The following is a 26,412-nucleotide window of genomic DNA, read 5'->3' as shown; positions in this document are numbered from 1 at the left end:
CCCGGATGACTCCGCCCCGCCGCGGCCGACCGGTCGCACCGCCCCCGGTCGCCGAGCCCGGCCTCCGCCCCGGCCCGGTCCGCCCCGGCCCGGCCCGGCCCACTGGCCGTGCTCTCCGTGGTTCTCGGTGCGATGCTGGATCTGGGGCCTGACCCGCACGGGCCCCCGACGCCAGGCCACCCCGACGAAAGGGCCGACCAGCACCACCCCTCAGTGAAAGGGCCGACCAGAAATGACCGACGTCGCCGCCGAGCAGAACGACACCGGCTTCGCCCGCCTCGCCATGGTCACCATCGACTGCGCCGACCCGGTCGCGCTGGCCGCCTTCTACGGCGAGCTGCTCGGGTGGGAGACCAGGCACGTGGACGAGCGCTTCGCCATCCTGGACAACCCCGAGGGCGGCAGCCCCCTCGGGTTCGGGCGGGTCACGGGATACCGGCCGGAGCCGTGGACCGAGCCCGACGGCAGCAAGCACTTCCACCTGGACTTCTACGTCGACGACCTGGAGGAGGCCACAGCCAGGGCGCTCGCGCTCGGCGCCACCGAGCCGCAGTACCAGCACGGCCGCACGCTCAAGGTGCTGATCGACCCGGCCGGCCACCCGTTCGGCCTAGCCCCCCTGGAGTGACGGCGGACCGCGCCGGATCCCGGTCGCGGCGGGCCCCGCGCGGGTCACGGCACGTCGTCACGGCCGGTCGCGGCACGACGTCACGGCGGGCCCGGGCCGCACATGCGCAGGCGGGGTGTTCATGCGCGGGCGGCGTCAGGGCTTGGTGGCGAGATCTTGCCGGTGGCGTGAAGAGCACCTCTGACCTGCGGTTTCACCAAATGACCGAACATTGTGCGACTCATCGGTAGTGGTTACTGTCGCCCGTTGTCAGGGGCACCACACGCCAGGTCTCCCCCGGGCAGGACCACGACGCCGCGCTCACCGCGTCCCGGCACTGCCGCCACCCATGACCGGCCGTTCCCGGCCGACGAGTCCGCCCGATGTCCTGGCGTCAGTCCTCCCCCAACCCGTCCAGGGAGTTCCTCGTGGGTGAGATCCACCATGCCGACCTCGGCTGGGTGACGCCGGCGGTCTCGTACTTCGTCGCCTGTCTGGGCGCCTTCGTGGCGCTGCGCAGCGCCCGTTGGGCGCTGGTCTCGTCAGGCCGCACCCGGACCTACTGGCTGCTGTTCGCGTCGACGTCGCTCGGCGCGGGCATCTGGTCGATGCACTTCATCGCGATGCTCGGCTTCTCCGTCACCGGGATCGAGATCACCTACCGCCCGGGGCTGACCGTACTCAGCCTGCTCGTCGCGATCGCGGTGGTCGGCCTCGGTATCTTCACCGTCGGCTACAGCCGGCACCGCCGCACCGCACTGCTCGCGGGCGGGCTGACCACCGGGCTCGGGGTGGCGGCGATGCACTACCTCGGCATGGCCGCGATGGTCCTGCCCGGCCACATCGGCTACGACCACACCACGGTGGCGCTCTCGGTCGGCATCGCGATCTTCGCGGCGACCGCCGCGCTCTGGGCCGCGCTGAACATCAAGGGCACCGTCGCCGTACTGGCCGCGGCCCCGGTGATGGGCGTCGCGGTGTGCGCCATGCACTACACCGGGATGGCGGCGGTCTCCGTCCGGCTCGACGCCTCGCAGGGCACCCAGGGCGGCGTGATGGCGCTGCAGTTCATCTTCCCGCTGGTGGTCGGGCTGGGCTGCTACATCTTCTTCGGCTCGCTGGCCTTCGCGGTCTCCCCGAGCCGCAGCACCGTCAACGCGCAGCCGGTCCTGGTCGGCCGGGCCGCCCCGCTGGCCCCGCGCGGGCGCTGAACGCCCCACCCGGCGGGGGCCGAACGCGCACCCCGCGCCGAACGCCCCTGCCGACGGGTGCCGAACGCACGGCCGGCGGGGGCGGCGCCCGTGGTGCGCCGCCCCCGCCGGACCGCGCTTCACTCCGAGCGGCCGAGCAGCCCCGTCAGGTGCTCCGGCGTGGCCACCGGGCAGACCTTGTGCACGAAGTCGCGCCGCAGCCCGTGGTACGGCTCGCCGTCCCGGTAGAAGTTGCGGTGCATCCGCCGCAGCTCCTGCGCCCGGTGGTCGGCCAGCGGCCGGGTCTCCTCGTCCTCGGCCCGGCGGCGCTTCTTCTCCACCAGCCGGCCGGTCAGCTCCGGCGAGCCCGCCAGCCGGTCCGCCTCCCGCTCCACCCAGCGGCGGAACTCGGCCGCGCTGCCGCCCGACGTCCGGTCCACCAGGCCCAGCCGCTCGGCCCGGGCCGAGCCCACCGGCAGCGTCTGCGTGGTCAGCAGCTCGGCCCGCTCGGCGCCGACCCGCCGGGGCAGCGTGTACGTCCAGTACTCGGAGCCGTAGAGGCCCATCAGCCGGTAGTGCGGGTTGAGCACCGCCGACTCGCGGCACCAGACCTCGTCGGCGGCGATCGCCAGCATCAGCCCGCCGGCCGCCGCGTTCCCGGCCAGGGCCGAGACGGTGAGCTTGTCGGTGGTGGTCAGGATCGCCTCGACCAGGTCGTCCATCGCGTTGATGTTCTCCCAGGACTCCAGCGCCGGGAACGACGCCCCCTCGATCACGTTGAGGTGGATGCCGTTGGAGAAGAAGTCCCGGGGCGCGCCCAGCACCAGCACCGAGGTCGGCCGGTCCGCCGCCTCGCGGTAGGCGGCCAGCAGGCGGCGGCACTGCTCGGTGCTCATCGCCCCGCCGGCGAAGGCGAATTCGAGGAAGCCGACGGCGTCCCGCTCGTGGTAGCGGATCTCCGCCCAGGTGTCCCGCCCGGCCGCCGAGGCCGGGGTGACCGGCACCTCGCGGACCCGGTGGAGGTGGTCGGCGAGCACGGTCGCGGCCGGCTGCTTGAAGGTGGCCGGCCCGCCGGGGGTCCGGCGCGGGCGCAGCTGCGGGATCCAGACCGCGCCGTCCACGGTGGCCCGGCAGACGGCGCCGTCCCGGGTCGCGATCACGGCACCTGGCCGGGCGCCGCGCAGTTCGTCCTCGGGGTGGCCGCCGTGCAGGAAGTACTCGCGCCCGTACAGCTCGTCGAGCACGCCCGGCTGCGAGTCGCCCGCGCGCAGCTTGCGCAGCACGGTGGCGGTGTCGTCGGCGGACCAGTCGATCCGGCGGGCCTCCTGCTTGAGGAAGGGCCGCAGCTGTCCGCGGACGTCCGGCCGGTCGTAGTCGAGCGGTTCGGGGGTGAACAGCCCGCCCTCGAAGCGGCTGACCGCCAGCAGCACCGCCTCCACGGCGGCGTCCGCGACCTCGCCCCGGTAGAGCTCGCTCTTGCCGCAGGCCCGCACCGGGAAGTCGACGGACGCCCAGATGTCCCCGGCGTCCATCTCCGCCACCGCCTGCAGGACGGTCACGCCCCACCGCTCGGCGCCCTCGGTGATCGCCCAGTCGAGCGAGGAGGGGCCCCGGTCGCCCTTGGGGCCGGGGTGGACGATCAGGACCGTCCTGGTCGACCAGACGTCCTCCGGGATCGCCTTGGTCAGCATCGGGCAGATGATCAGCTCGGGGTCGGTGCGGGCCACCGCGGCCCGGACCGGCTCGTCGCCGAGCGCGAGCTGCACGGCCACCTCGTGGCCGCGCTCGCGGAGTTCGGTGTGGACGCGCTGGGTCAGGCTGTTGAACGCGGTGGCGATCAGAAGAACGCGCAAGGGGGGCCTCCGGGCAGTGACTGACGTCGTGCGCGGAGGCGATGAAACCAGGGCATGGACACGTAACGATTACGGACGGGCCCTCCCCGGCCGACCCTCACCCACCTTGCACACCTGTGCGCCAAGCAGTGCGCGGGCTTCGCCCGATCTCCCCACGACCTCCCGATTTCTCCCGTGACGCGGCCGGGGCGGCGGGCGCTGGGCGCCGCGGCGTTTCACCACCCGGGCCGATGCTCACCGACCCTCGCCGGTTCTCACCTCGGGAACGCCCGCCGGGCCCGCCAGGTGGTGTGCTCGCGCGAGACCGCGTCCTCCGCCTCGGCCGCCAGCCGCGCCCAACGCACCTCGGCGTCCGGGGTCTTCAGGTCGAGGTCGGAGAGCTGGTTGCCGACGTTCTCCAGCTCGCGCGCGGCCAGCTGGTACGCGGCGGCCAGCGGGCGCAGCTGCTTCAGCTGGGTCCAGGCGATCACCGCGGCGGCCGCCGCCGAACTGGCGCCGAAGACGTGCACCGGCAGCGCGCCGACCGCCTGCGCGATCGCCGCCGCCGCACCGATGATGATCAGCGCGGCGATCCCCAGCCCCCAGGAGACCGCCTGCGACTCGCATGATTCGGCCCGCGAGCGGTACCAGGTGCGCTGCCCCTCCACCCGGGTGCGCAGGTAGAGCGTCCGGCGCGCGACCAGGCTCTCGGCCCGCACCCGGCGCATCTCCGGGGTGATCTCCGGGACGGTGCCCGGCGGCACGATCTCCGGGTCCTCGAAGGCGTGCAGCACGTCCTCCAGTTGGAGCAGGTAGCCGCGGTCCACCTCCGCCGACTGCGCCTCGCCGTCGAACGGCCGGGCCCGCATCGAGTACTTCCAGGCGAGCGTCTTGACCGACTCGGCTGCCGCCCGCGCCTCGTACCACCGCCCCTGCGGGTTGCTGCGGCGCAGCCGTGACCAGAAGTAGCCGGCCACCAGGAACGCCACCACCGAGAAGAGCGGTGTGATGTCGCTGTCCCCCCGGTGCTCCGGCCCCGGCAGCGAGCCGACCACCGCGGCGATCACCAGCATGCCGATCAGCCCCCTGTACCAGCGCAGCGTCTCGCGCTGACCGTCCAGCGAGGCCTGGTCCGCCGTCCGGAACAGCTCCGGCAGCAGCTTCGCCTCGTCTCCCCCGGGCGGATCCTGTTGCACCATCGGTAGAGCCCCCTCCCCGTCTCCCGTCCAGGCAGTATGCCCACCACCAACTGCCCTACACAGACCCATTTTTGACAGATTCTTCACGTCGGTGATTGATCGCGCCACTGGTAACCGCTACAAACAGTTACATGCCTCTGCACTGGAAGCTCGTCATCGACTGCACCGACCCGCACCGCCAGGCCGCCTTCTGGGCCGCCGCCCTGGAGTACCGGATCGAGGACCACAGCGCCCTGATCGAGCGCCTGCTGTCGGCCGGCGCGATCACCCCCGACCTCCTCACCGAGGTCGACGGCCACAACGCCTTCCGCGCCCTCGCCGCCGTCCGCCACCCCGACGAGCCCTTCGACCCGGTCAGCGACACCGGCCTCGGCCACCGCCTGCTCTTCCAGCAGGTCCCGGAGGAGAAGACCACCAAGAACCGCCTCCACCTCGACCTCCACCCCGGCCCCGCCGACCGCGACGCCACCGTGCAGCGGCTGGAGACCCTCGGCGCCACCGCCCTGCGCCACGTCAAGGAGCCCGGCGGCGAACACGTCGTGATGGCCGACCCCGAGGGCAACGAGTTCTGCGTCCAGTAGCCGGCCGCCGCCCCGGAGTGGGAAGTCGGCGGGTCCGACGTCCCACGAGCCCTCCCCCGTGTCGCCGTGGCCCCGCCGCCGATCAGCGCCCGGACGCGAAGCCACGACCATTCGGATCGTCCGGGTTGTCGGGATCGGTCGGCTCGATCGGCTCGTCCAGTGGCCGGGGGAGGAAGGGCAATCGGGGCATTCCCTCGGAGTGCGACCAGGTCCGGTACGGCGCGGCCTCTTCGTACCGCCGCGCCAGCCAGTCGCGTTCGGCGGGTCGGAAGTCGGCCGGCGACACCCCGGCCGCCCCCAGCAGGTCGAGCAGCATGCGGGTGGTCAGCCCTTCGTCGAGCTGCTGGGCGGCCTCCTCCGACCCCCACCGGATCACCGTCTCCGCCGCTCGGGTCAGCCCTTCCGCACTGGCGGTCGGGAAGGCCAGGGCCAGGGTGGCCCGTACGATCTCGACCGCGTCCTCGGAGCGCACGGGTCACCGCCTCCTGTCGCACACGATGCAGTCCCCGGTCCGGCCGGTGAACCTGAGGACGATCCGGCCCGCGTTCTGCGCCTGGCGCAGGCACTCGTGCCGGTCGAGATGGGCGTACTGCTGGGTCGACATCAGGTCCCGGACGTAGACCTCCCAGTGGTCCTGGGCCATCGTCCAGTCGTTGCGGTGGACCACCCGGACCCAGGAGTCGACGAACTCCTGCCGCGCGTACGTCCCGTGGAAGTACGGCCCGAGGTCGTCGATCAGCCCCGGCGGCCTCAGCCGCCGGCTCAGCGGGCGGCGCCGGAACATGCTGTTGGTCGAGATCGCCTTCACGCTGCTGATGCGCTGGGCGATGATGTGCCCGGCGAAACCACCGATGATGGCCGGCACCAGGAGCCAGCCGAGCAGGGACGCCACCCACAGGAGCACGTGCTTCGGCGGATCGATCAGGGTGAAGGTCCGGTAGACGGAGCTCGCGCCTCCGACCCGCGCCGCGAACAGGTAGAGGACGCCCAGGCCGGTGGCCATCGGGATCCCCCAGTCGATGACCCACTGCGTGGTGCCCGTGAGGGCTTTCCGCGAGCGCCAGGTCCGACGTATTCGCCTGGCAACGCCCTGCCGCCCGGCCGGCAGCTTCAGATGCCCGGGAATCGGAATGGGTCCGACGACCAACTGCTCCCCCACGTGATCGGACGCCGACCCGGCCGGTCACCCGCGAGACGACCGTCGGCGTGGCCGATTCTGCCCCAGCCCGGACTCGGCATGCAGGCGAAGCCCGGCATTGCCCCGTCCGAATTCGGGGGCGGAGTCTCCCGAAACGGCCGACCCTTCGGGCGCGGGAGCCGCCGGCAGCCTCCCGCGCCCGGGAAAGCATCGAGCCCTCCCCGCGTGAGGCGGGGAGGGCTCGACGGTGCCGGGCAGTGATCAGAGCAGACCGAGGGCCGGCATCAGGTAGTAGAAGGCGAAGACGGCCGAGACCGCGTACATCGCTATCGGGACCTCGCGGCCGCGGCCGGCGGCGAGGCGCAGGACGCAGAAGGCGATGAAGCCGAAGCCGATGCCGTTGGTGATGGAGTAGGTGAAGGGCATCATCACCATGGTCAGGAAGGCCGGGATCGCGATCGTGTAGTCGGCCCAGTCGATGTCCTTGATCGAGTTGGCCAGGATCAGGAAGCCGACGGTGACCAGGGCCGGGGTGGCGGCCTGGGCGGGGACCATGGTGGCGAGCGGGGTGAGGAAGAGGGCGACCACGAAGAACGCGCCGGTCACGATCGACGCGAAGCCGGTGCGGGCGCCCTCGCCGACGCCGGCCGTGGACTCCACGAAGCAGGTGTTGGCGGAGGCGGAGGTCGCGCCGCCGGCGGCGGTGGCGATGCCGTCCACCATGAGGATCTTGTTGATGCCGGGCAGGTCGCCCTTCTCGTCCAGCAGGTGGGCCTCGTCGGCGACGCCGAGGATGGTGCCCATCGCGTCGAAGAAGCAGGACATCAGGACGGTGAAGACGAAGAGGACGCCGGTGAGGACGCCGACCTTCTCGAAGCCGCCGAACAGGCTGACCTTGCCGACCAGGCCGAAGTCGGGGGCGGCCACCGGGTTGCCGGGCCAGCTGGGGACGGTGAGGCCCCAGTTCATCGCCGGGATGTCGGCGATCTTGTCGATCACCACGGCGAGGCCGGTCATCACGACGATGGAGACCAGGATCGCGCCGGGCACCTTGCGGACGACCAGCACCAGGGTGAGCAGCAGGCCGAGCACGAAGACCAGCACCGGCCAGCCGAGCAGGTGCCCGTTGCCGCCGAGCTGGAGCGGGACGGTGGTGTGGGCGGCGTCCGGGATGCGGCTGACGAAGCCGGAGTCGACCAGGCCGACCAGGGCGATGAAGAGGCCGATGCCGATCGCGATCGCCTTGCGCAGGCCGAGCGGGACGGCGTTCATGACGCGCTCGCGCAGGCCGGTGGCGACCAGGATCATGATCGCGAAGCCGGCCAGCACCACCATGCCCATGGCGTCCGGCCAGGTCATCTTGGGTGCGAGCTGCAGCGCGACGATGGTGTTGACGCCGAGGCCGGCGGCGAGGCCGATCGGGACGTTGCCGATCACGCCCATCAGCAGGGTGGTGAGGCCGGCGGTGAGGGCGGTCGCGGTGACCAGCTGGGCGCTGTCCAGGTGGGCGCCGGTCATGTCCGTGGCGCTGGCCAGGATGATCGGGTTGAGCACCAGGATGTAGGCCATGGTGAAGAAGGTGGCCGTGCCACCGCGGATCTCGCGCGACAGGGTGGAGCCGCGCTCGGAGATCCGGAAGTAGCGGTCCAGTGCGCCGGCGGGGGGCTTCGGTGCGCTGGAGGCGGGCTCGGGCGACTCGGTGGTCGGCTGGGCCACAGGCATGCGTGCGTCCTCTGGTGGGGGCTGAGGAGAGGGTGAACGCCCGGAGCGACGGTGGCCGGGCGGGCCCGGTGGGACGGGCACGAACACAGGCGTCCTGGGCATGGCGCGGCCAACCGGAATCACAAGTATGAGTTCCCCGATCGCACACGCGCTATCTTCGCGCGTAGAACGCGCGTAGAACGCGCGGCCGGCCGGAGCCCGTCCCGCACCGCCCCGCCGCCACCGGCGGCCGCCCGCCGACGGCGCCCGGATCCGGCCCGCGCGGTGGCGGACAACGGCACCCCGCACCGTACGCTAGGCGTCATGCCGAAGAGCCCGCTGCACCCCTCGCCCCCGCCGCTGGAGGCCAACGACGTCGCCATCGTCGGCGGTGGCACGGTGCTGTGGTTCGTCGCCTTCCTGGTGCTGCTCCCCTTCCAGGGCACCCTCTCCGACCACGGGCACGGCACCTGGCCGTGGATCTGCCTGTCCGGGGCGGGCCTCGGCCTGATCGGCCTCTGGTACTGCCGCGCCCGGCGGGACGCCATCGCCCGCGACCGTGCCGCCGAGGCCGCGTCGGAGGCCGCCGCCGGTGACGGCGCGGACCCGGCCACCCAGTCGGACTGAATAGTCCTTTAGTAGCACGCATCGGACATAAGGCGCCCGTAGAGTCGGTGCCATGACGCACCCTGCGCAGCCCGGCGAAGAGACGCCCGGCGACCGGCACGACGGCGCCCACCCGCTCGGTCTGCTGCCCGGCAGGCGCGGCGGGCTGACCGCCGCCGAGGTGGCCGAGCGGGTCTCCCGCGGCGACGTCAACGACGTCCCGGTGCGGTCCAGCCGCTCCACCCGGGAGATCGTCCGGGCCAACGTCTTCACCCGGTTCAACGCGATCATCGGCGTGATGTTCGGGATCATCCTGGTCGTCGGCCCCATCCAGGACGGACTGTTCGGCCTGGTCATCGTCGCCAACACGGCGATCGGCATCATCCAGGAGATGCGCGCCAAGAAGACCCTGGACAGCCTCGCGCTGATCGGCGAGGCGAAACCGGAGGTCCGCCGGGACGGCACCGTCCAGCAGATCGCCACCGGCGAGATCGTGCTGGACGACACCGTGCTGCTGGGCATCGGGGACAAGGTGATCGTCGACGGCGAGGTCACCGAGGCGGACGGCCTGGAGATCGACGAATCGCTGCTCACCGGCGAGCCCGACCCCGTCCTCAAGCAGCCCGGCGACCAGGTGATGTCCGGCAGCTTCGTGGTGGCCGGCGCGGGCGCGTTCACCGCCACCAAGGTCGGCCGCGAGGCGTACGCGGCGCAGCTGGCCGAGGAGGCCAGCAAGTTCACCCTGGTGAAGTCGGAGCTGCGCACCGGCATCGACAGCATCCTGCGGTTCATCACCTGGCTGCTCGTCCCCACCGCGATCGGGTTGATCATCAGCCAGCTCGCCGTGGAGGGCCGGGACTGGAAGGAGGCCGTCCGCCGGATGATCGCCGGCATCGTGCCGATGGTCCCGGAAGGGCTGGTGCTGCTGACCTCGGTGGCCTTCGCGATCGGTGTCGTCCGGCTGGGCCGCAAACAGTGCCTGGTGCAGGAGCTGCCGGCGATCGAGGGGCTGGCCCGGGTGGACACCGTCTGCCTGGACAAGACCGGCACCCTCACCGAGGGCGGCATGGACGTCGTCGAGCTGCGCACCCTGCCGCAGGTGCCGGAGGCCGACGGTCACCTGCGGCCCGACGCGCCCCTGGCCCGGCACGTCCTCGCCGACCCGGACGTCGTCAAGCAGGCGCTCGGGGTGATGGCCGGCGCCGACGCCCGCCCCAACCCCTCCATGCAGGCCGTCATCGACGCGTACGGGAGGGACGAAGCAGGCACCGGCGCCGGGAGCCCCGCCGGCGGCTGGCGGGTGATCGAGGCGATGCCGTTCTCCTCCGCCCGCAAGTGGAGCGGCGTGCAGCTGCTCGAACCGCAGGGCGGCGAGGCCAGCTGGCTGCTGGGCGCCCCGGACGTGCTGCTGCCCTCCGGCCACCCGGCCCTCGCCGAGGTGGACGAGCTGGGCGCCAAGGGTCTGCGGGTGCTGCTGCTCGGGCGCACCCCCGTCCCGCTGGACGCGCCCGATCCGGCCGCCGACCTCCAGCCGCTCGCCCTGGTGGTGCTCCAGCAGCGGCTGCGCGGGGACGCCGCCGAGACCCTGCGCTACTTCGAGGGGCAGCGCGTCCAGGCCAAGGTGATCTCCGGCGACGCCGCCGTCTCGGTCGGCGCGGTCGCCTCGCACCTCGGCCTGCCCGGTGCCGACCACCCGGTGGACGCCCGCCACCTGCCCGCCGATCCGCAGGAGTTCGCCGACACCGCCGAGCGGACCACCGTCTTCGGCCGGGTCACCCCGCAGCAGAAGCGCGAGCTGGTCGGGGCGCTGCAGTCGCGCGGGCGCACCGTGGCGATGACCGGCGACGGCGTCAACGACGTGCTGGCACTCAAGGACGCCGACATCGGCGTGGCGATGGGCACCGGCAGCGACGCGACCAGGGCCGTCGCACAGATCGTGCTACTGAACGACTCCTTCGCCACCCTCCCCTCGGTGGTGGCCGAGGGCCGGCGGGTGATCGGCAACATCGAGCGGGTGGCCGGGCTCTTCCTGGTGAAGACGGTCTACTCGGTGCTGCTCGCGCTGCTGGTGATCTTCACGCACTCGCCCTACCCGTTCCTGCCCCGGCACTCGACGGTGCTCTCCACCCTCACCATCGGCATCCCGGCGTTCTTCCTGGCGCTGGCGCCCAACAACGAGCGGGCCCGGACGGGGTTCGTCCGCCGGGTACTGCGGCTGGCCGTCCCCGGCGGGATCATCGCCGGCACGGCCACCTTCACCGCGTACGCGCTGGCCCGGGCCGACCACGCCACGGACCTGGAGTCCGACACCAGCGTGGCGACGCTGACGCTGTTCCTGGTGGCGATGTGGGTGCTGGCGATCGTGGCCCGGCCGTACAACTGGTGGCGGCTGCTGCTGATCGCGGCGATGGGCGGGGCGTTCACGCTGGTGCTGACGGTGCCCTGGCTGTCGGACTTCTTCCAGCTCTCGCTCTCCGGCACCCGGGACCCGTGGATCGGCGTCGGCATCGCCCTGGTGGCCGGGCTGCTGCTGGAGGTCACCTGGCGGATCATGCGGCGCAAGGCCGATGATTGACCCCGAAGGGGGTCACGAATGGCGCGCAGGGGTGGGGACTTGGAGGCGTTCAGCGCCTTCCTCGGAGGGTTGCTCGCAGCCGGGGTCACCGGCCTCGCGCTGGTCGGCGCCCATGAGCTGATCGAGCCGGGCCCGTGGCTGCGCAGGGCCGCGCCGGTGGCGGTCGGGGCGGTCTGGCTCGCCGTCACGGTCGGCCTCTACCGGCGGCTGGGCGCGGCCGCCCGGGCCGGCGCGAGGACCGCCCCGGCCGGGCACCGACCGGGCACCCCGCGCCCGGCCGGGTCCGACCGGCCGCCGGCCCGCCAGCCCGGTCAGCCCTCGAAGTCCCGGGCGGCCGAGAGCTCGTAGGCGCGGTCCGGCTCGGTGAGCGCGGCCAGCACCTCGAACCGGCGGTGCCACTGCCCGACCGACCAGGCCAGACCGGCCGCCAGCCCCTCCGGGGTCGCGGCGTGCAGCAGCCCCGGCACCGGCGGCAGTTCGAACTCGTCGTCCTCGTCGGCGGCTTCGGCCGCGTCCGGGTCGTAGGGCGCCTCGGGGGTACCGGCCGAGGTGTCCCACCGCCAGTCCACGGCGGCCTCCTCGCCGTCCGGGCCGACCACCAGCAGCTCCTCGTGCTCCTCGTACGCGACCGGGCAGCCGGGCAGCAGCTCGCGGACCACGGCGGGCACCCGGTGCAGCTGCCCCTCGGAGAGCACCCGGCCGCCGGCCACCTCGCTGGCCAGCGAGACGTGCAGCCGCTCGGCGAGGTCGGCGGCCAGCGCCGGGGCGACCGGCAGCAGCGGGTACGCGTGGAGCAGCTGGACGAGGTCCGGGGCGTCGGCGACGACCGCCTCGGTGGCGTCCACGATCACCGTGTGCGCGGGGCGGCGGCCGGTCTCCGGATCCAGCGGCGGCAGCGCCCGGACGGCGTCCAGCGGGTCGATCCGGTCCGCCTCGACCCGGGCCAACGCACTGTGGATGCCGTGCAGTTGGCGGTGGCCCAGCTTGGAGGCGGGATCGGTGAGCCGGTCCAGCAGCTCGTCCGGGCCGTGCGGCTCGGCCAGCAGTGCGGCCAGCGTGGTGCGCACCCCGAGCGCGTGCAGGAACTGCTCGTCCAGCGTCGTCCGGGCCTCGTCGTAGAGGCCGCGCAGCAGCGGGTCGGCGCCGGCCGCGCGCAGCCCGGCCGGCTCGCGGCCGTCCAGCACCGGGTGGTCGCGCAGCCACCAGGCGGTGTACGGCGGCAGGTCCGTGTACGAGCCGTCGGGCAGCAGGGTGCGGACGGGGTTGACCACGGCGTCCCGGTACGGCGGGCGGGCGAGCGCGGCGAGCGCCTGCGGCCACGCGTCGTCGTCCACCAGGTCGAGGTCGCGCACGGCCAGCAGTTCGGCGGCGACCGGCGGGACGCCCACCGAGTCGGCGTCGTCGGCGTGCAGCGCCTCCAGGGCGTCCTCGGCCCACTCGGCGAGGCCGTCGGGCGCCTCGTCCAGCAGCCCGGTGGGGTGGCCGCCGGCCGCGCGGTCGGCGGGGGCGGTCGGGTCGAGCCGCTCCAGGTCGTCCGGGTCGAGCACCACGTCCTCGGCGCGGACCAGCACGAAGTCCGCCAACACGCCGACCGCGGACAGGACTTCGGGGCCCCAGCGGTCCAGCAGGTCGTCGTCGACCCAGCCGGCGTCCTCCTCCCGGGCGAGCGCGGCGAACGGGCTGTCCGGCAGGATCAGCTCACCCGCGCGGGCCGGCTCGCCCTCGTCGTCCAGCAGCGCCAGCCGGGCCAGCCACGGGTGCTCGCCGACCGCCGGAGCGGCCGCCTTGACCAGGGCGAGCACCGAGTCGGCGACGTCGGTGGCGGCGTCCAGGTCGTCCTCGGCCAGCTCGTAGGAGCGGGCGACGGCGGCCCGCACCTCGGGGGTGTCCAGCACGCCGGCCGGGGTGGCGGTGCCGGCGCCGAGCTTGGCCAGCAGGGGGTGCGCCGCCTCCGGGTGGGCCAGCCGCAGATCGAGCAGGGCCAGCGCGCCGGCCAACGCCTCGGGGTAGCCGGGGAAGGCCGCCCAGTCGGCGTCCTCCGAGGGCAGCAGGACGCGCCGCGGACCGGTGATCGTCCGCCCGTCGGCGAGCGGCACGGGCAGCGCGCCGAGCGCCTCCGGGTCGGCCGCGCCGAGCGCCGCGTAGAGGTTGCGCCACCAGGCGGGCTCACGGTCCAGGCCGCCGAGCTGGTCGACCACCTCGGCCAGCGGCACCCGGCGCACGTTCAGCACCCGCAGCTCGGTGCGGCGCTCCAGGCCGGCCGGCAGCAGCCCGGGGAAGATCGGGGCGAGCGCCTCGACGACCGAGCCGTCCGCGCCCTCCAGCACCGTGGCGTCCCGGGGCCGCAGCGCGGGCGTGCCCTCCTCGACCGGCGCCGGGTGCGGCAGGAACGGCGTGCCGGGCAGCCGGGAGAGGATCCCCGCCCGCAGTGCGTTGTCCAGCGCGCCCTGGCCGAGCGGGCCGGGGACGAGCCCGAGCGAGCCGAGGTCGCCGCCGCGGGCGCGCAGCAGGTCGGCGTAGCTGTCGGCGGCGCGCTCGGTGAGGAAGTCGGCGAGCGGGCCGGGGGCGACGTGCCGGCGGGTGGAGTCCAGCGGGTAGGAGGCGATCAGCAGCGCGGGCAGGCCGAGCGGCTCGTCGCTGGGCGTGGGCGCGTGCAGCACGGGGGCGATCCCGGTCGGCTGCGGGCTGCCGTCGACGGCGACCGGGACGGCCCAGGTCACCGTCCAGTACGGGCGGGCGCGCTCCTCGGTGGGGCGGTCGGCGAGCAGCGCGGCGTCCAGGGTGCCGGAGGCGCCGGCGGTCTGCCAGACGGTCCGCCGCAGCCGCCCGCCGGCGTCGTCGGTGACGGTCACCTCGAAGACCCCTTCGGGGCCCGGCTCGGTGGCGCCGTCGGGGCGCGGCTCGGTCGCGCCGCGGGTGAGGGTGCGGGTGCCCTCCTCGGTCTCCACCACGATCTCGGCGAGGCCGGGCAGGGTGAGCAGCAGGGCGTCGTCGATCCCGGCCAGCAGCCGGCGGGTGAGGTCCTCGGCGGCGGCGTCGCGCAGTGGCAGCACGACGACCGTGTCGTAGCCGTCGGGAGCCGGGCCCTCGGCGGAGAACGGCAGGCGCAGCAGCGGTACGTGGCCGTCGCGGCGGCGCAGCTCCTCGGTGAGCGCGGGCTGCGCCTCGGCCAGCGAGCGGGCCTCGCCGAGCGACCAGCGCACGCCGCCGGCGGCGCCGAGCACGGCGGGCTCGTCGGTGACGGCCAGGACGGCCGCGAAGCCGACGCCGAACCGGCCGACGGTGGGCTGCTCGTCGGCGCGCTTGGAGGAGGCGCGCAGGGTGGAGAGCGACTCGACGGCGGCGGCGTCCAGCGGGGCGCCGGTGTTGGCGGCGGCCAGCACACCGTCCGCCAGGGTGAGCCGCAGCCGGCCCGGGGCGCCGCCCGCGCGGGCCGCCGCGTCGGCGGCGTTCTGCGCCAACTCGACGACCAGCCGGTCGCGGTAGCCGCCGAGGGCGAGTTCCTCCTCGGCGTTGGCGTCCTCCCGGAACCGGGCCGGGGAGGCGGCCCAGGCGTCCAGCACCCGGCGGCGCAGTGTGGCGCTGCCGAAGGGGTCCGCGTGGTGCTCGTCCGTACCGCTGCCGATGATCCGAGGTTCCACTGGAACTGCCACCCTCCGCCGCCCTGTACTTCGTACGGGGGGCATTCTCCCCCGTACGGGCACCCCCGGCGGACCGGGGTGGGGCGGGCCCGGACCGTGGCCGGTGTTCGGCGGTGCGGGACGACGGCCCGCCGCCGACCCCGCCGGGGCGGGGTCGGCGCCACCGGACTCAGGAGTGGCCGAGCTCCTCGGCCGGGCCGTCCGGCTCCACCGAGCCGGAGGTGCGGTCGGGGTGCAGCTGGAGCGGCTCGACCACCAGCTCGTCCAGGATCAGCTCGGACGGCGCCGGCGGGGCCGGGATGACGGCCGCCTCGGAGTGGCCGCCGCAGCCGTACGCGAAGGAGACGATCTGGCCGTCGGCCGGGCCGAACTCGTTTCCGCAGACGCCGAAGGCCTGACCGAGCGAGCCGCCGATCGGGACGAGGAAGCCGCAGCTCGCGCAGGAGGCCGGCGCGGCCTGTGCCATCGGGGTCTGCGGGCCGTGCGCCTTCTCCCAGCGGTCGGCGGCCAGGTGCAGACCGAGCCGGGAGAGCACCCGGCTGCGGCCCAGGCCGAGCTCCTCGGCGAGGGCGCCGATCTGGGCGCGGGCCGGCGCGGGCTGGACGTTCGGGTCGGAGACGATCACGTCCTCGTCGGCGGCCAGCGCGACCGCGGAGTTCGGCGCCGGCTCGTCCTCGCCGGTCCAGCCGGGCTCCAGGCGCAGGTCGTCGGCGTCGGTGGGGAGCAGGTCCCCGGGGCCCATGTCGCCGGGACGCAGTCGCTCGCTCCACGGCACCCACTGCGGCGCGAGGACGGCGTCGGCGCCCGGCAGCAGCACGACCTCGTCCAGGGTGACGTTCTTGGCGCGCGGGGCGCGGGCCACGGTGACGGCCCAGTGCCAGCCCCGGTATGCCGCGTCCAGGCACTCGAAGGTGTGGGTGACGACGCGGTCGGCATCCGCCTGGACGCCGAGGTGGGCCCCTACGGTCTCTGCTCCGACGGCCTCGTCCGCTGCCTGCCGGGCGAGTTCGACGGCCTCGGCACAGAGCCGATCGGGGGTACGGCTTCGCATCGCAGCACTCACGGCGTCGATTCTCTCCCAGTTCTTCTGTTGCCCACGGCGTGTTGCCCTGTTCCGTCGCGGCTCGGTGTCCCTCGACCATTCTGCGCGACCACGGGCCGCCACGGATACCGGCCGCGCCGCTCGTCCGGTCCCCCGGAGTCCGGTGCGCGTTCGGGCGGACCCTGGGCAGGCTACCCGCCGGTCGGCCACCCGGCACAGTCCGGGGCGGCCGCCGACCCCGGAAGGGCCGCGCCGAGCGGACCGGAATCCCGCGTCGCAGAACCGATTCTGGGGCAGGATGGGCTTGTGGCGGACGAAAAACCGTCGCAGCACGCACTGCGCGCCTCGCAGGCCGGCAGCCCCGACGAGGCGAACGCCGTGCCGCGACAGCAGGCTCCGGCCCTCGCTGCGGGCGAACCGCAGCCGGTGGGCGTCTCGACGGCGCCCGGACCGGACGGCGAGGGGCCGCCGGTGGATCTCGTGAAACACCCGGACCGGCCGGTCGACGAGGAGTTCGACAAGACCGCGGAACCCGACGGGGCGGCGCTCGACGGGACCGCGGAGCTCGACGGGACCGCGGAGCCGCGCCGTAACTTCCTGGTCCGCACCGCCTCCGCCGCCGGCTCCCGGACGGGCAAGGTCGTGCACGGCACCGGCCGGCGGATCCGCCGGGCCACCTCCGCCGAGGGCGCCGGGGAGTCCGGTCTGGCCAAGCTGATCGAGCTGCACGCACTGAACTCCTTCGGCGACATGCTGATCACCGTCGCGCTGGCGTCCACCATCTTCTTCTCCGTCCCCACCGGCGAGGCGCGCGGCCGGGTCGCCCTCTACCTGCTGATCACCATGGCGCCGTTCGCCCTGCTGGCCCCGGTGATCGGCCCGCTGCTGGACCGCCTGCCGCACGGCCGTCGGGCCGCGATGGCGATGTCGATGCTGGCCCGCGCGGTGCTGGCGTGGACGATGGCCGGCACGGTGGCCGGCGGCGGCCTGGCGCTCTATCCGGAGGCACTGGGCGTCCTGGTGGCGTCCAAGGCGTACGGGGTGGTGCGCAGCGTGGTGGTGCCCCGGCTGCTGCCGAGCCGGCTGTCACTCGTGAAGGCGAACTCCCGGGTCACCCTGGCCGGTCTGCTGGCCACCATGGTGGCGGCGGGGGTCGGCGGGCTGCTGCACCTGATCGGGCCGGGCTGGCCGCTGCGCGGCGCCTTCCTGGTCTTCGTGGTCGGCACCCTGATGGCCTTCCACCTGCCGCACAAGGTGGACTCCGCCAAGGGCGAGCAGCGGGCCGTCCTGCATGCCGAGGTGCACGGCGAGGCCGCCGGGGCGGCGACGGGCGCGACGGTCCCGAAGGCGTCCCTGCGCACCGTCGGCCCGTCGGTGATCCTGGCCCTGCGGGCGATGTCGGCGCTGCGCTGGCTGGTCGGCTTCCTGGTGATGTTCCTGGCGTTCCTGCTGCGCGACGACCCGATCGGCGGGCTGCAGCCGACCCTGGCCCTCGGCCTGGTGGCGCTGGCCGCCGGTACCGGCAACGCGCTCGGGTCGGTGCTCGGCTCCTGGCTGCGGACCCGCGGCTCGGAGGCGACGGTCACCGCGATGCTGCTGCTGGCCACCTGCGCGACGGCCGCCGCAGCGCTCTGGTACGGCGTGGTGACGGTGGTGGTGGTCGCCGCGGCGTCCGGGGTGGCGGCCTCGCTGGGCAAGCTGGCGCTGGACGCGCTGATCCAGCGGGACGTCCCGGAGTCGGTGCGGACGTCGGCCTTCGCCCGCTCGGAGACCTTGCTCCAGCTGTCCTGGGTGGCCGGCGGCGCGGTCGGCATCCTGCTGCCGCTGGACGGCGCACTGGGCCTCTCGGTGGCGGCCGCGGTGGTCGGCCTGGTGCTGCTCTGGACGGTCCGCTCGCTGTTCAAGGTGGGGGTGCGGCGGCGCGCGGCCGCACCGCGCGTGGCGTAGGTCCGCCGGCCGCAACACGCGGTTGCCGACCCCCGCGTAGCGTGATCGGCAAAGCCCGGTAGCCTCTGACGCATGAGCCTCAGCACCCGTGTCATCGCCGCCGTCGGCGCCGTCGTCGTGATCGGCGCCGGCACGGTCGGCGGGTCCATCGCCTACGCGACGGGCCAGGAAGAACCCTCCAGCCACCGTGTGACCCTCACGGTCGGCCGTTCCTCCATGGAGGTCGGGCCGTTCTGCTTCAACGACGGCAAGCCGCTCACCGAGCAGCAGCAGGAGGAGTGCCAGGACAAGGCGAGCCAGGCCCTGGACGCGGGCAAGCTCCCCAGCTCCGACGTGGTCGCCAGTGACCAGCTCGGTCTCGGTGTGACCCCGGACGTGGCCGACCGCGGCTGGTGGGCCAACACCAACGGCGGCCAGCAGGCCCAGGGCGGCCGCTTCATCCTCGCCTCCGCCGCCAAGGGCTCGACCTACTCCGGCTCGGTGTCGGCCTCCAAGGCCCTCAACGCCACCGGCAAGACCCTGGTCACCGTGGTCGAGTCGGACCCGAAGCAGCCGGACGCGATCTACGGCGTCTGGTACTTCCAGCTGAACACCCAGGACGCCTGACCGGCCGTCCGATGACCGCGCGCCTTCCCGCACGTCACGACGACGAGCAGCCGGCCCCCGGGTGGGGTCGGCTGCTCGTCGTCGTCGCGGTGCCGGCCGAGGCCTCGGCCGTGCTGCGGGGCCTGGGCCGGGCCGAGGACGTCGCCGGGCCCGGCCCGGTGCCGGTGCCCGGCGGTGAGCTGCACCGCGCCGAGCACCCCTCGGGGGTCACCGTGGACGTGCTGGCCGGCGGGGTCGGCCCGGCCGCCGCCGCCTCGGCCGCGTCCGCCGTGCTCGCCGTCGGCCGCTACGACCTGGTGGTCTCGGCCGGCATCGGCGGCGGGTTCGCCCCGCGGGCGCCGGTCGGCGCGACCGTGGTCGCCGAGGCGATCGTGGCCGCCGATCTGGGCGCGGAGACCCCGGAGGGCTTCGCCGACGTCACCGAGCTGGGCTTCGGGACGGTCCTGCACACCCCCGCCCCGGCCGCCGTGGCGCTCGCCGCCGAGGCACTGGGCGCCGCTGCCACCGACGACGCCGCCGCCCCTCCCACCGTCGTCACCGGCACCGTGCTCACCGTCTCGACGGTGACCGGCAGCGCCGAGCGCGCCGCCGCCCTGATCGCCCGCCACCCCCGCGCGGTGGCCGAGGCGATGGAGGGCTTCGGGGTGGCCGAGGCCGCCGCCCGGCACGGGGTGCCGGCCTTCGAGCTGCGCACCGTGTCCAACCCGGTGGGCCCCCGCGACCGGGCCGCCTGGCGGATCGGCGAGGCCCTGGCCGCGCTGGAGCGGGCCTTCGCCGCGCTCCCCTACCCGGAGCTTCTGACGACGTCCAAGGAGGCCCGCCGTGGCTGAACGGCTGAGCATCGCCCACTCGCCCTGCCCGAACGACACCTTCGTCTTCCACGCCTGGACGCACGGTCTGGTGCCCGGTGCGGAGGCGCCCGAGGTCACCTTCGCGGACATCGACATCACCAACGGGCTGGCCGAGCGCGGCGAGCTGGACGTCCTCAAGGTCAGCTACGCCGCCCTGCCCTGGGTGCTGGACGAGTACACGCTGCTGCCCTGCGGCGGCGCGCTCGGCCGCGGCTGCGGCCCGCTGGTGCTCACCCGCCCCGAGACCGGCGACGACCTGAGCGGCCGGACTGTGGCCGTCCCCTCCGAGCGGTCCACGGCCTACCTGCTGTTCCGGCTCTGGGCGGCCAAGGCGGTGCCCGGCGGCCTGGGGAAGATCGTCGTCCTGCCGTTCCACGAGATCATGCCCGCCGTCCGGGAGGGCCGGGTGGACGCCGGTCTGGTGATCCACGAGGCCCGGTTCACGTACCGGCAGTACGGGCTGCGCAGCCTGGCCGACATGGGTGAGGCCTGGGAGCGGGAGACCGGCCTCCCGATCCCGCTCGGCGCGATCATCGCCAAGCGCTCGCTGGGCGCCGAGCGGCTGCGCGCGATCACCGAGGCGATCCGCGCCTCCGTCCGGCAGGCCTGGGCGGACCCGTCGGCCGGCCGGGAGTACGTGCTGGCGCACGCCCAGGAGATGGACCCGGCCGTCGCCGACCAGCACATCGGCCTGTACGTCAACGAGTTCACCGCCGACCTCGGCGAGGACGGCTACGCCGCCGTGCGGGCGCTGCTCACCCGGGCCGCCGCCGAGGGGCTGGTGCCCCCGCTCGACGCGGGTGCGCTGGACGCCTGAGAACGGCCGGCCGGGCGCGGACGAACCGGGCCCGGCCGCACCGGCCTACACGTCGAACTGGTCCGCCACCGCGCGCAGCACACCGGCCAGCTTCTGACCGGTCGGCTTGGCCGGGTAGCGGCCGTGCTGGAGACCGGGCAGCACCGCGTCCATCATGGTGATCAAGTCCTGTACGAGCGCCGCCATGTCGTCCGGGCTCTTGCGGGTGGCGGCGGCGACCGACGGCAGCGCGTCCAGCAGCTGCACGGCCATCGCCTGGTCGCCGCGGTGGCCCGCGACCACGCCGAACTCGACCCGCTGGCCGGGCTTCAGCACGGTGACACCGGCGGGCAGCGCCTTGGTGTGGACGAAGACGTCGCCGCCGTCGTCGCGCGAAAGGAAGCCGAAGCCCTTCGTCTCGTTGAACCACTTGACCTGGCCGGTGGGCATCTCGAACAGTCCTCGATGTGGGTGTGAGGGATCCCGGCCCTGGCCGGGGATCACTGGGTGGGAGGGCGGGCCGACCTCGGCTCCGCGCCCGTGGGGGCGCTCATGGTCAGCACGCTGTGGGGAGCAGACTAACGGTCCGTCACTGCCTCATCCGCGGTCCGCGGAAGATCCGTACCGGGCTCTGGTGGCCACCGGCGACCCGGTATCGGCATGGCCGGGGCGCGACTTCGCGCTTTCCACTGGCTCACACCCCCGGTCTGAGGAGACGGGGCGCACCTGTCGCACCCCTCGGCACAGCCTGCATACCCCCGCCCAGCAGGGATCAAAACTCCCAGCTTCCGGGAAACTGCGCAACGTGACCGGACGGGTCGCCCGCGAAGCGCTCCACCGCCGCCGCGACCGGCGGCCTCTGCCAGACTGGGGCGGCAGACCGACCGCAGAGGAGCACCCCAGTGAGCAGCCAGAGCGCCGACCGCGGCGACGCCTACGTCAAGGCCGGAGCGATCGTCTTCGGGCTCGGCGCGCTCGCCACCTTGGTCACCTTCGTCCCGCTGTTCCTGCACCTGACGCCGCTGCCGACGGCCGCGTACTGGCTGAGCATGCTGATGCCGCTGGGCTTCCTGCTCGCCCTGACCGGCCTGCTGCTCTCCGCCCGCGCCCAGCGCCGCCGGGTGCACGCCGACGCCTGACCCCCGCGCCGGCGCCCCCGGGCCCGCGCCGGGGCGCGCGGTCAGCCGACCGGGCGCCCGGCCAGGTGCCCGGCCAGCCAGGCCGGGAAGCCGGTGAGGTCGGCCAGCACCACGTCCGCGCCCGCCGCCCGCAGCTCCTCGGCCCCGTAGGGTCCGGTGGCCACGGCCACCGCGACGGCGTCCGCGTGCCGGGCACCCACGATGTCGCCGAGGTGGTCCCCGACGTACACCGTCGCGCCGTGCTCGCGCAGCGCGACGCCCTTGGTCTCCGCCCAGAGGTCCCCCACCAGCGCGTCCGCGTGCAGCCCGGCGTGCTCCAGGTGCAGCCGGGCGTTCGGCTCGTACTTGCCGGTGATCACCGCGACCCGGCCGCCATGGGCGCGCACCGCGTCGACCGCGGCGTGCGCGCCGGGCAGGGCGACGGTGGGGGCGAAGGCGTGGTCCCGGTACAGCTCGCGGTAGCGGTCGGCGGCCGCCGACACCCGCTCGGCCGGGAACCAGTTGCGCATCTCGTCCAGAAGTGGCGGGCCGAGCCGGGTGACCACGAGGTCCGCGTCGATGTACGCGCCGGTCTCGGCCGCGAGTGCCAGGTAGGTGGCCCGGATACCGGGCCGGGTGTCCAGCAGGGTCATGTCGAGGTCGAAGCCGACGGTGAGCGGGACATCCGGAGTCGCAGGCATACCGTCAGGCTATCCAACACCGCCGCCGCGCCGCCGGGCTCCGGCCCTGCTGCTCCGGCTTCGCGCCGGGAGTTCCGGAAGGATTTGCTCCGACTTCTCCGTGGAACTTAGGTTTGCCTGAGCTATCTGCGAGAGAGAGCCATGACCGACACCACCGCGCCGACGGCCGCACCCCGGTCCGCGCCCGCGCCCGGCAAGCGGCTGCTGCTGCGCCGCCGAATACTGTGGCTCGCCGCCGCACTGACCCTGCTGGCCGCCGCCGTCCTGCTGAGCCTCGCCGTCGGCAGCCGCACCATCCCGTTCGGCGAGACCGTGCACGCCCTGCTGCACGGCGGGGACACCACCGACGCCGTGGTGATCCGCGAGCTGCGGGTGCCGCGGACGGTGGTCGGCCTCGCGGTGGGCGCGGCGCTCGGTCTGGCCGGCGCCGTGATGCAGGGCATCACCCGCAACCCGATCGCCGACCCGGGCATCCTCGGCGTCAGCCAGGGCGCGGCCGCCGGCGTGGTGCTGGCGATCTCGGCGTTCGGCGTCTCCACGCTCACCGGGTACGTCTGGTTCGGCTTCGCCGGGGCCGTGATCGCCACCGTGCTGGTGTACGGGCTGGCCGGCCGGGGCCGGGGCGGGGCGACCCCGATCAAGCTGGCGCTGGCCGGCTCGGCGATGTCCGCGTTCATCGCCTCGCTCAACACGATGGTGCTCACCACCGACGCGGCCGCCATGGACCAGTTCCGGTTCTGGCACGTCGGGTCGCTCTCCGGGCGCACCGCCGACGTGGCCTGGCAGCTGCTGCCGTTCCTGCTGGTCGGCACGGTGCTGGTGTTCTCGGTGGCGCGCGGGCTGGACGCGCTGGCGCTCGGCGACGACACCGCGAAGGGGCTCGGCGCCAAGACCGGCCTGGTGCGGGCGGTCGGCGCGCTCGGCGCGACCGTGCTGACCGGCTCGGCGGTCGCCGCGGCCGGCCCGATCGCCTTCGTCGGCCTCGCCGTCCCGCACGCCGCCCGCGCGGTGGCCGGGGCGGACCACCGCTGGGTGCTCACCTTCTCGGCCGTCCTCGGCCCGGCGCTGCTGCTGCTCGCCGACGCGCTCGGCCGGGTGCTCTTCCCGCCCTCCGAGGTGCCGGCCGGGGTGATGACCGCACTGGTCGGGGTGCCGGTGCTGGTCGCCCTGGTCCGGCGGCGCAAGGTGGTGGCCGCGTGAGCGCGTCCGCCGTCTCCCTGCGGGGCTACACCGTGCTGCGCGCCGGGCGCGCCTCCTTCCTGCTGCACCGCCGCTCGGCCGCCGCGGTGCTGGGCCTGCTGCTGGCGCTGGCCGCCACCGTGGTCGCCTCGCTCTGCCTGGGCGAGTCCACCGTCTCCCCCGCCGAGGTGGTGAAGGTGGTGCTGGGGCAGCCGAGCCCGCACGAGCTGGTGGTCGGCGAGTTCCGGCTGCCCCGGGTGGTGGTCGGGCTGCTGGTCGGCACGGCCCTCGGCCTGGCCGGTGCGCTGATCCAGACCGTCGCCCGCAATCCGCTGGCCAGCCCCGACGTGGTCGCCGTCTCCTGGGGCGCCACCGCCACGGTGGTCGGCCTGATGGCGTACGGGGTGGTCGGCTCGGCCGGCCAGGTGCCGTACGCCGCGGTGGCCGGCGGCCTGGTGGCCGGTCTGCTGGTGTACGCGCTGGCCTGGCGGCGCGGGCTGCACGCCCAGCGCTTCGTGCTGATCGGCATCGGCATCAGCGTCGCGCTCTCCTCGCTCACCTCGGTCTTCCTCACCAAGGGCGACGGCTTCCAGGCGCAGGCGGCGAAGGTCTGGATGACCGGCAGCCTCAACGGCGCCGGCTACGACCAGGCCGGCCGGCTCGCCTGGGTGCTGCTGGCCGCCGTGCCGGTGGCGCTCTGGGCGGCGCGGGCGCAGCGCTCGATCTCCTTCGACGACGCCACCGCCGTCGGGCTGGGCCTGCGGCTGGACCGGATCCGGCTCGGCATGGGCCTGCTCGGCATCGTGCTGGCGTCCTGCGCGGCGGGCGCGGCCGGCCCGGTGGACTTCGTCGCGCTGATGGCCCCGCAGATCGCCCTGCGGCTGGCCCGCTCGGCGCAGATCCCGCTGTTCTGCTCGGCGCTGACCGGCGCGCTGGTGGTCGTCCTGGCCGACCTGCTGGCCCGCCGGCTGCTCTCGCCCACCGAGCTGCCGGTCGGCGTGGTGACCGGCCTGGTCGGCGCGCCGTACCTGATGTGGCTGCTCGTCCGATCCCGCCGTGGAGGTTCCTGATGTCCGCCCGTCCGATGCCGGCCCACCGTCTCGAAGCCCGGGGCCTGACCCTCGCCTACGAGGCGCGCACGGTCGTGGAGGGGCTGGACCTGACCGTCCCGGACGGCCGGGTGACGGTGATCGTCGGGCCGAACGCCTGCGGCAAGTCGACGCTGCTGCGCGCGCTCGGCCGGCTGCTGAAGCCCGCGCGCGGCGCGGTGCTGCTGGACGGCGCCGAACTGGCGCGCGTCCCCACCAAGAGGATCGCCCGGCAGATCGGGCTGCTCCCGCAGTCCCCGACCGCGCCCGAGGGCATCTCGGTGGCCGATCTGGTCTCGCGCGGACGCCAGCCGCACCAGAGCTGGTGGCAGCAGTGGTCGGCCGAGGACGAGCAGGCGGTGGCCGAGGCGCTGCAGCGCACCTCCACCGCGGAGCTGGCCGAGCGCAGCATGGACGAGCTGTCCGGCGGCCAGCGCCAGCGGGCCTGGATCGCCATGGCGCTGGCCCAGGGCACCGACATCCTGCTGCTGGACGAGCCGACGACGTTCCTGGACATCGCGCACCAGGTCGAGGTGCTGGACCTCGTGCGGCGACTCAACGTCGAGCGCGGGCGGACGGTCGTCGCCGTGCTGCACGACCTCAACCAGGCCGCCCGCTACGCCGACCACCTGGTGGCGATGCGCGCCGGGCGGATCGTCGCCCAGGGCCCGCCCGCCGAGGTGGTGACGGCGGAGCTGGTGCGCGAGGTGTTCGGCCTGGACTCGGTGGTCGTACCGGACCCGGTGACCGGCACCCCGCTGGTCGTCCCGGGCGCGCCGTGGGCGGTGAAGGCGGACGCCTAGCGGGCATTTCGGACATAATCGACGCGCCCGCGGCCACCGCGGGCACGCCCGTTCCCTGTCCGCCCCGCCCGAGGACCGCCGAGGACCGCCGATGCCCCCGATCACCCGCCGCACCCTGCTCGCGGGGCTCGGCGCCGCCGCCCTCGCCGGGTGCAGCACCCGGCAGACCGCCCTGCCCGCCGACAGCGCCGCCGCGACCGTCACACCGAGCCCGACTCCGGTGCCCGAGGTCACCGTCACCGCCGCGACGGGCCCGGTGACCGTGCCGGGCGCCCCGATGCGCGTCGTCACCCTGGACACCGCCGAGCTGGACTCCGCGCTGACCCTCGGCATCACCCCCGTCGGCGCGGCCCTGGCGCCCCTGGACTCCGGGTTCCCCGACTACTGGCCCACCTCCCGGCTCGCCGGGATCACCCGGGTCGGCGACATCGGCGCCCCGGACCTCGCCGCGATCCGCGCCCTGCGGCCCGACCTGATCCTCTCCAACCAGACCCGCGACGGCGGCCGCTACGACCAGCTGCGCGAGATCGCCCCCACCGTACTGACCCAGACCACCGGCTACCCGTGGAAGGCGAACGTCCAGCTGCACGCGCAGGCGCTGAGCCGCCAGGACGCGGCGGCGGCCTTCGTCGGCTCCTACCAGCGGCACGTCTCCCAGGTGATCCAGGCGCTCTCCAACGCCAAGGCGTCCGGACGCCGGATCAGCCTGGTCAGGTTCGTCGAGGGCGGCGGCATCCGGCTGTACGCCAAGCAGAACTTCCTCGGCACGGTGCTGGCCGACGTCCAGCTCGGCCGGCCGGACGCGCAGAACGTCGACCAGTTCGACGTCGAGATCCCGGCGGACCAGGTCGCCAGGGCCGACGGCGACCTGCTGCTGTACGCCACCTACGGCGACCCGGAACGGGCCGGCACCCGGGCCGTGCTGGCCTCCCCCGGCTGGCAGGGGCTCGGCGCCGTCCGCGCCCACCGGGCCTTCGAGGTGGACGACCAGCTCTGGTTCCAGGGCATCGGGTACACGGGGGCCAACTTCGTCCTCGCCGAGCTCCAGCGCTTCCTGGGGGCCTGAGGCGGGCCGCGCCGGGCCGGCGGGGGCCGGGTGCCCGACGGTCTTCACCGAATCGGACAATGATCACTACACCGGGCCGGAACCGGACCATCCGGGCCCGCGTCACCTATCCCGGGCGTCCGCACGGCGCCCGGTCGGCACACAC

General features: G+C 74.4%; 24 protein-coding genes. 15 read left to right on the top strand and 9 right to left on the bottom strand.

All coding sequences use genetic code 11. The features are described from left to right. The first annotated feature begins 232 nt into the window (after positions 1-232). Together ACFVYI_RS10500 and ACFVYI_RS10495 are read left to right on the top strand one after the other, a co-directional pair. Entirely contained in the window at positions 233-628 is a 396-nt protein-coding gene (locus ACFVYI_RS10500; RefSeq protein WP_387883145.1) for a VOC family protein, read from the top strand. 362 nt (positions 629-990) lie between these two features. Then, entirely contained in the window at positions 991-1,818 is an 828-nt protein-coding gene (locus ACFVYI_RS10495) for an MHYT domain-containing protein (protein ID WP_387883143.1), read from the top strand. 119 nt (positions 1,819-1,937) lie between these two features. Here ACFVYI_RS10495 and ACFVYI_RS10490 read toward each other — a convergent pair whose 3' ends face one another. Both ACFVYI_RS10490 and ACFVYI_RS10485 read right to left on the bottom strand, forming a co-directional pair. Continuing rightward, a complete protein-coding gene (locus ACFVYI_RS10490) occupies positions 1,938-3,650 on the bottom strand; it encodes a hydrogenase maturation protein (RefSeq protein WP_387883140.1) in 1,713 nt (570 codons plus the stop codon). A gap of 254 nt (positions 3,651-3,904) precedes the next feature. Continuing rightward, on the bottom strand, positions 3,905-4,828 hold the full coding sequence (locus ACFVYI_RS10485; protein WP_387883138.1) for a DUF4231 domain-containing protein: 924 nt from the start codon (positions 4,826-4,828) through the stop codon (positions 3,905-3,907). A 131-nt stretch (positions 4,829-4,959) separates the two neighbouring features. Between ACFVYI_RS10485 and ACFVYI_RS10480 the strand changes: the two genes are divergently transcribed. Continuing rightward, entirely contained in the window at positions 4,960-5,409 is a 450-nt protein-coding gene (locus tag ACFVYI_RS10480) for a VOC family protein (protein WP_387883135.1), read from the top strand. Between the two features lie 82 nt (positions 5,410-5,491). Here the strand turns inward: ACFVYI_RS10480 and ACFVYI_RS10475 are convergent, their stop codons facing one another. The 3 genes from ACFVYI_RS10475 to ACFVYI_RS10465 all read right to left on the bottom strand — a co-directional run bounded on the left by ACFVYI_RS10475 (position 5,492) and on the right by ACFVYI_RS10465 (position 8,269). Continuing rightward, on the bottom strand, positions 5,492-5,881 hold the full coding sequence (locus ACFVYI_RS10475) for a hypothetical protein (RefSeq protein WP_387883133.1): 390 nt from the start codon (positions 5,879-5,881) through the stop codon (positions 5,492-5,494). Between the two features lie 3 nt (positions 5,882-5,884). Next, entirely contained in the window at positions 5,885-6,412 is a 528-nt protein-coding gene (locus ACFVYI_RS10470; RefSeq protein WP_387883131.1) for a DUF6313 family protein, read from the bottom strand. Between the two features lie 396 nt (positions 6,413-6,808). After that, positions 6,809-8,269: an NCS2 family permease gene (locus ACFVYI_RS10465; RefSeq protein WP_387883129.1), complete on the bottom strand. Its 1,461-nt coding sequence runs from the start codon at positions 8,267-8,269 to the stop codon at positions 6,809-6,811. A 303-nt stretch (positions 8,270-8,572) separates the two neighbouring features. Here ACFVYI_RS10465 and ACFVYI_RS10460 point away from each other — a divergent pair, with 303 nt between their 5' ends. The 3 genes from ACFVYI_RS10460 to ACFVYI_RS10450 are packed head-to-tail and all read left to right on the top strand — an operon-like array spanning position 8,573 to position 11,777. After that, positions 8,573-8,875, top strand: a complete 303-nt coding sequence (locus tag ACFVYI_RS10460) for a DUF2530 domain-containing protein (protein WP_387883127.1) — start codon at positions 8,573-8,575, stop codon at positions 8,873-8,875. A 52-nt stretch (positions 8,876-8,927) separates the two neighbouring features. After that, a complete protein-coding gene (locus tag ACFVYI_RS10455) occupies positions 8,928-11,429 on the top strand; it encodes an HAD-IC family P-type ATPase (protein ID WP_387883125.1) in 2,502 nt (833 codons plus the stop codon). A gap of 18 nt (positions 11,430-11,447) precedes the next feature. Continuing rightward, positions 11,448-11,777: a hypothetical protein gene (locus ACFVYI_RS10450; RefSeq protein WP_387883122.1), complete on the top strand. Its 330-nt coding sequence runs from the start codon at positions 11,448-11,450 to the stop codon at positions 11,775-11,777. Here the strand turns inward: ACFVYI_RS10450 and ACFVYI_RS10445 are convergent. Beyond that, positions 11,741-15,070: a sacsin N-terminal ATP-binding-like domain-containing protein gene (locus tag ACFVYI_RS10445; RefSeq protein WP_387883119.1), complete on the bottom strand. Its 3,330-nt coding sequence runs from the start codon at positions 15,068-15,070 to the stop codon at positions 11,741-11,743. The genes ACFVYI_RS10450 and ACFVYI_RS10445 overlap by 37 nt on opposite strands. Positions 15,071-15,239: 169 nt before the next feature. After that, positions 15,240-16,121, bottom strand: a complete 882-nt coding sequence (locus ACFVYI_RS10440; RefSeq protein ID WP_387883354.1) for a DUF3027 domain-containing protein — start codon at positions 16,119-16,121, stop codon at positions 15,240-15,242. 588 nt (positions 16,122-16,709) lie between these two features. Here ACFVYI_RS10440 and ACFVYI_RS10435 point away from each other — a divergent pair. From ACFVYI_RS10435 to ACFVYI_RS10420, 4 genes are all read left to right on the top strand, one after another. Further along, complete coding sequence (locus ACFVYI_RS10435; protein ID WP_387883351.1) at positions 16,710-18,059, top strand: MFS transporter; 1,350 nt, start codon at positions 16,710-16,712, stop codon at positions 18,057-18,059. A gap of 72 nt (positions 18,060-18,131) precedes the next feature. Further along, positions 18,132-18,665: a hypothetical protein gene (locus ACFVYI_RS10430; protein ID WP_387883117.1), complete on the top strand. Its 534-nt coding sequence runs from the start codon at positions 18,132-18,134 to the stop codon at positions 18,663-18,665. An 11-nt stretch (positions 18,666-18,676) separates the two neighbouring features. Beyond that, positions 18,677-19,495: a futalosine hydrolase gene (locus ACFVYI_RS10425; RefSeq protein WP_387883114.1), complete on the top strand. Its 819-nt coding sequence runs from the start codon at positions 18,677-18,679 to the stop codon at positions 19,493-19,495. Then, entirely contained in the window at positions 19,488-20,333 is an 846-nt protein-coding gene (locus ACFVYI_RS10420; RefSeq protein ID WP_387883112.1) for a 1,4-dihydroxy-6-naphthoate synthase, read from the top strand. The genes ACFVYI_RS10425 and ACFVYI_RS10420 overlap by 8 nt, the downstream gene beginning before the upstream one ends. A 45-nt stretch (positions 20,334-20,378) precedes the next feature. Here ACFVYI_RS10420 and ACFVYI_RS10415 read toward each other — a convergent pair whose 3' ends face one another. Then, entirely contained in the window at positions 20,379-20,762 is a 384-nt protein-coding gene (locus tag ACFVYI_RS10415) for a cold-shock protein (protein WP_360624836.1), read from the bottom strand. Positions 20,763-21,214: 452 nt separating this feature from the next. Here ACFVYI_RS10415 and ACFVYI_RS10410 point away from each other — a divergent pair, with 452 nt between their 5' ends. Continuing rightward, entirely contained in the window at positions 21,215-21,451 is a 237-nt protein-coding gene (locus tag ACFVYI_RS10410) for a hypothetical protein (protein WP_387883109.1), read from the top strand. Positions 21,452-21,492: 41 nt separating this feature from the next. On the opposite strand, the gene ACFVYI_RS10405 is transcribed toward ACFVYI_RS10410, so the two are convergent. Further along, entirely contained in the window at positions 21,493-22,131 is a 639-nt protein-coding gene (locus tag ACFVYI_RS10405; protein ID WP_387883107.1) for an HAD family hydrolase, read from the bottom strand. A 141-nt stretch (positions 22,132-22,272) separates the two neighbouring features. Between ACFVYI_RS10405 and ACFVYI_RS10400 the strand changes: the two genes are divergently transcribed. The 4 genes from ACFVYI_RS10400 to ACFVYI_RS10385 all read left to right on the top strand — a co-directional run bounded on the left by ACFVYI_RS10400 (position 22,273) and on the right by ACFVYI_RS10385 (position 26,267). Further along, entirely contained in the window at positions 22,273-23,331 is a 1,059-nt protein-coding gene (locus ACFVYI_RS10400) for a FecCD family ABC transporter permease (RefSeq protein WP_387883104.1), read from the top strand. Beyond that, complete coding sequence (locus ACFVYI_RS10395) at positions 23,328-24,380, top strand: FecCD family ABC transporter permease (protein WP_387883102.1); 1,053 nt, start codon at positions 23,328-23,330, stop codon at positions 24,378-24,380. Before ACFVYI_RS10400 ends, ACFVYI_RS10395 begins: the two co-directional genes overlap by 4 nt. Then, a complete protein-coding gene (locus tag ACFVYI_RS10390) occupies positions 24,380-25,201 on the top strand; it encodes an ABC transporter ATP-binding protein (protein ID WP_387883099.1) in 822 nt (273 codons plus the stop codon). The genes ACFVYI_RS10395 and ACFVYI_RS10390 overlap by 1 nt, the downstream gene beginning before the upstream one ends. Positions 25,202-25,292: 91 nt before the next feature. Then, the gene (locus ACFVYI_RS10385) at positions 25,293-26,267 is read left to right on the top strand and encodes an ABC transporter substrate-binding protein (RefSeq protein WP_387883097.1); all 975 of its coding nucleotides are present in this window, start codon (positions 25,293-25,295) and stop codon (positions 26,265-26,267) included. Positions 26,268-26,412 lie beyond the last annotated feature (145 nt).

This window comes from Kitasatospora sp. NPDC058218 (assembly GCF_042882445.1).
In the GTDB taxonomy this organism is placed as follows: Bacteria; Actinomycetota; Actinomycetes; order Streptomycetales; family Streptomycetaceae; genus Kitasatospora.
Note: the sequence above shows the minus strand (reverse complement) of the source record. Positions and strands in the feature narration are given on the sequence as shown.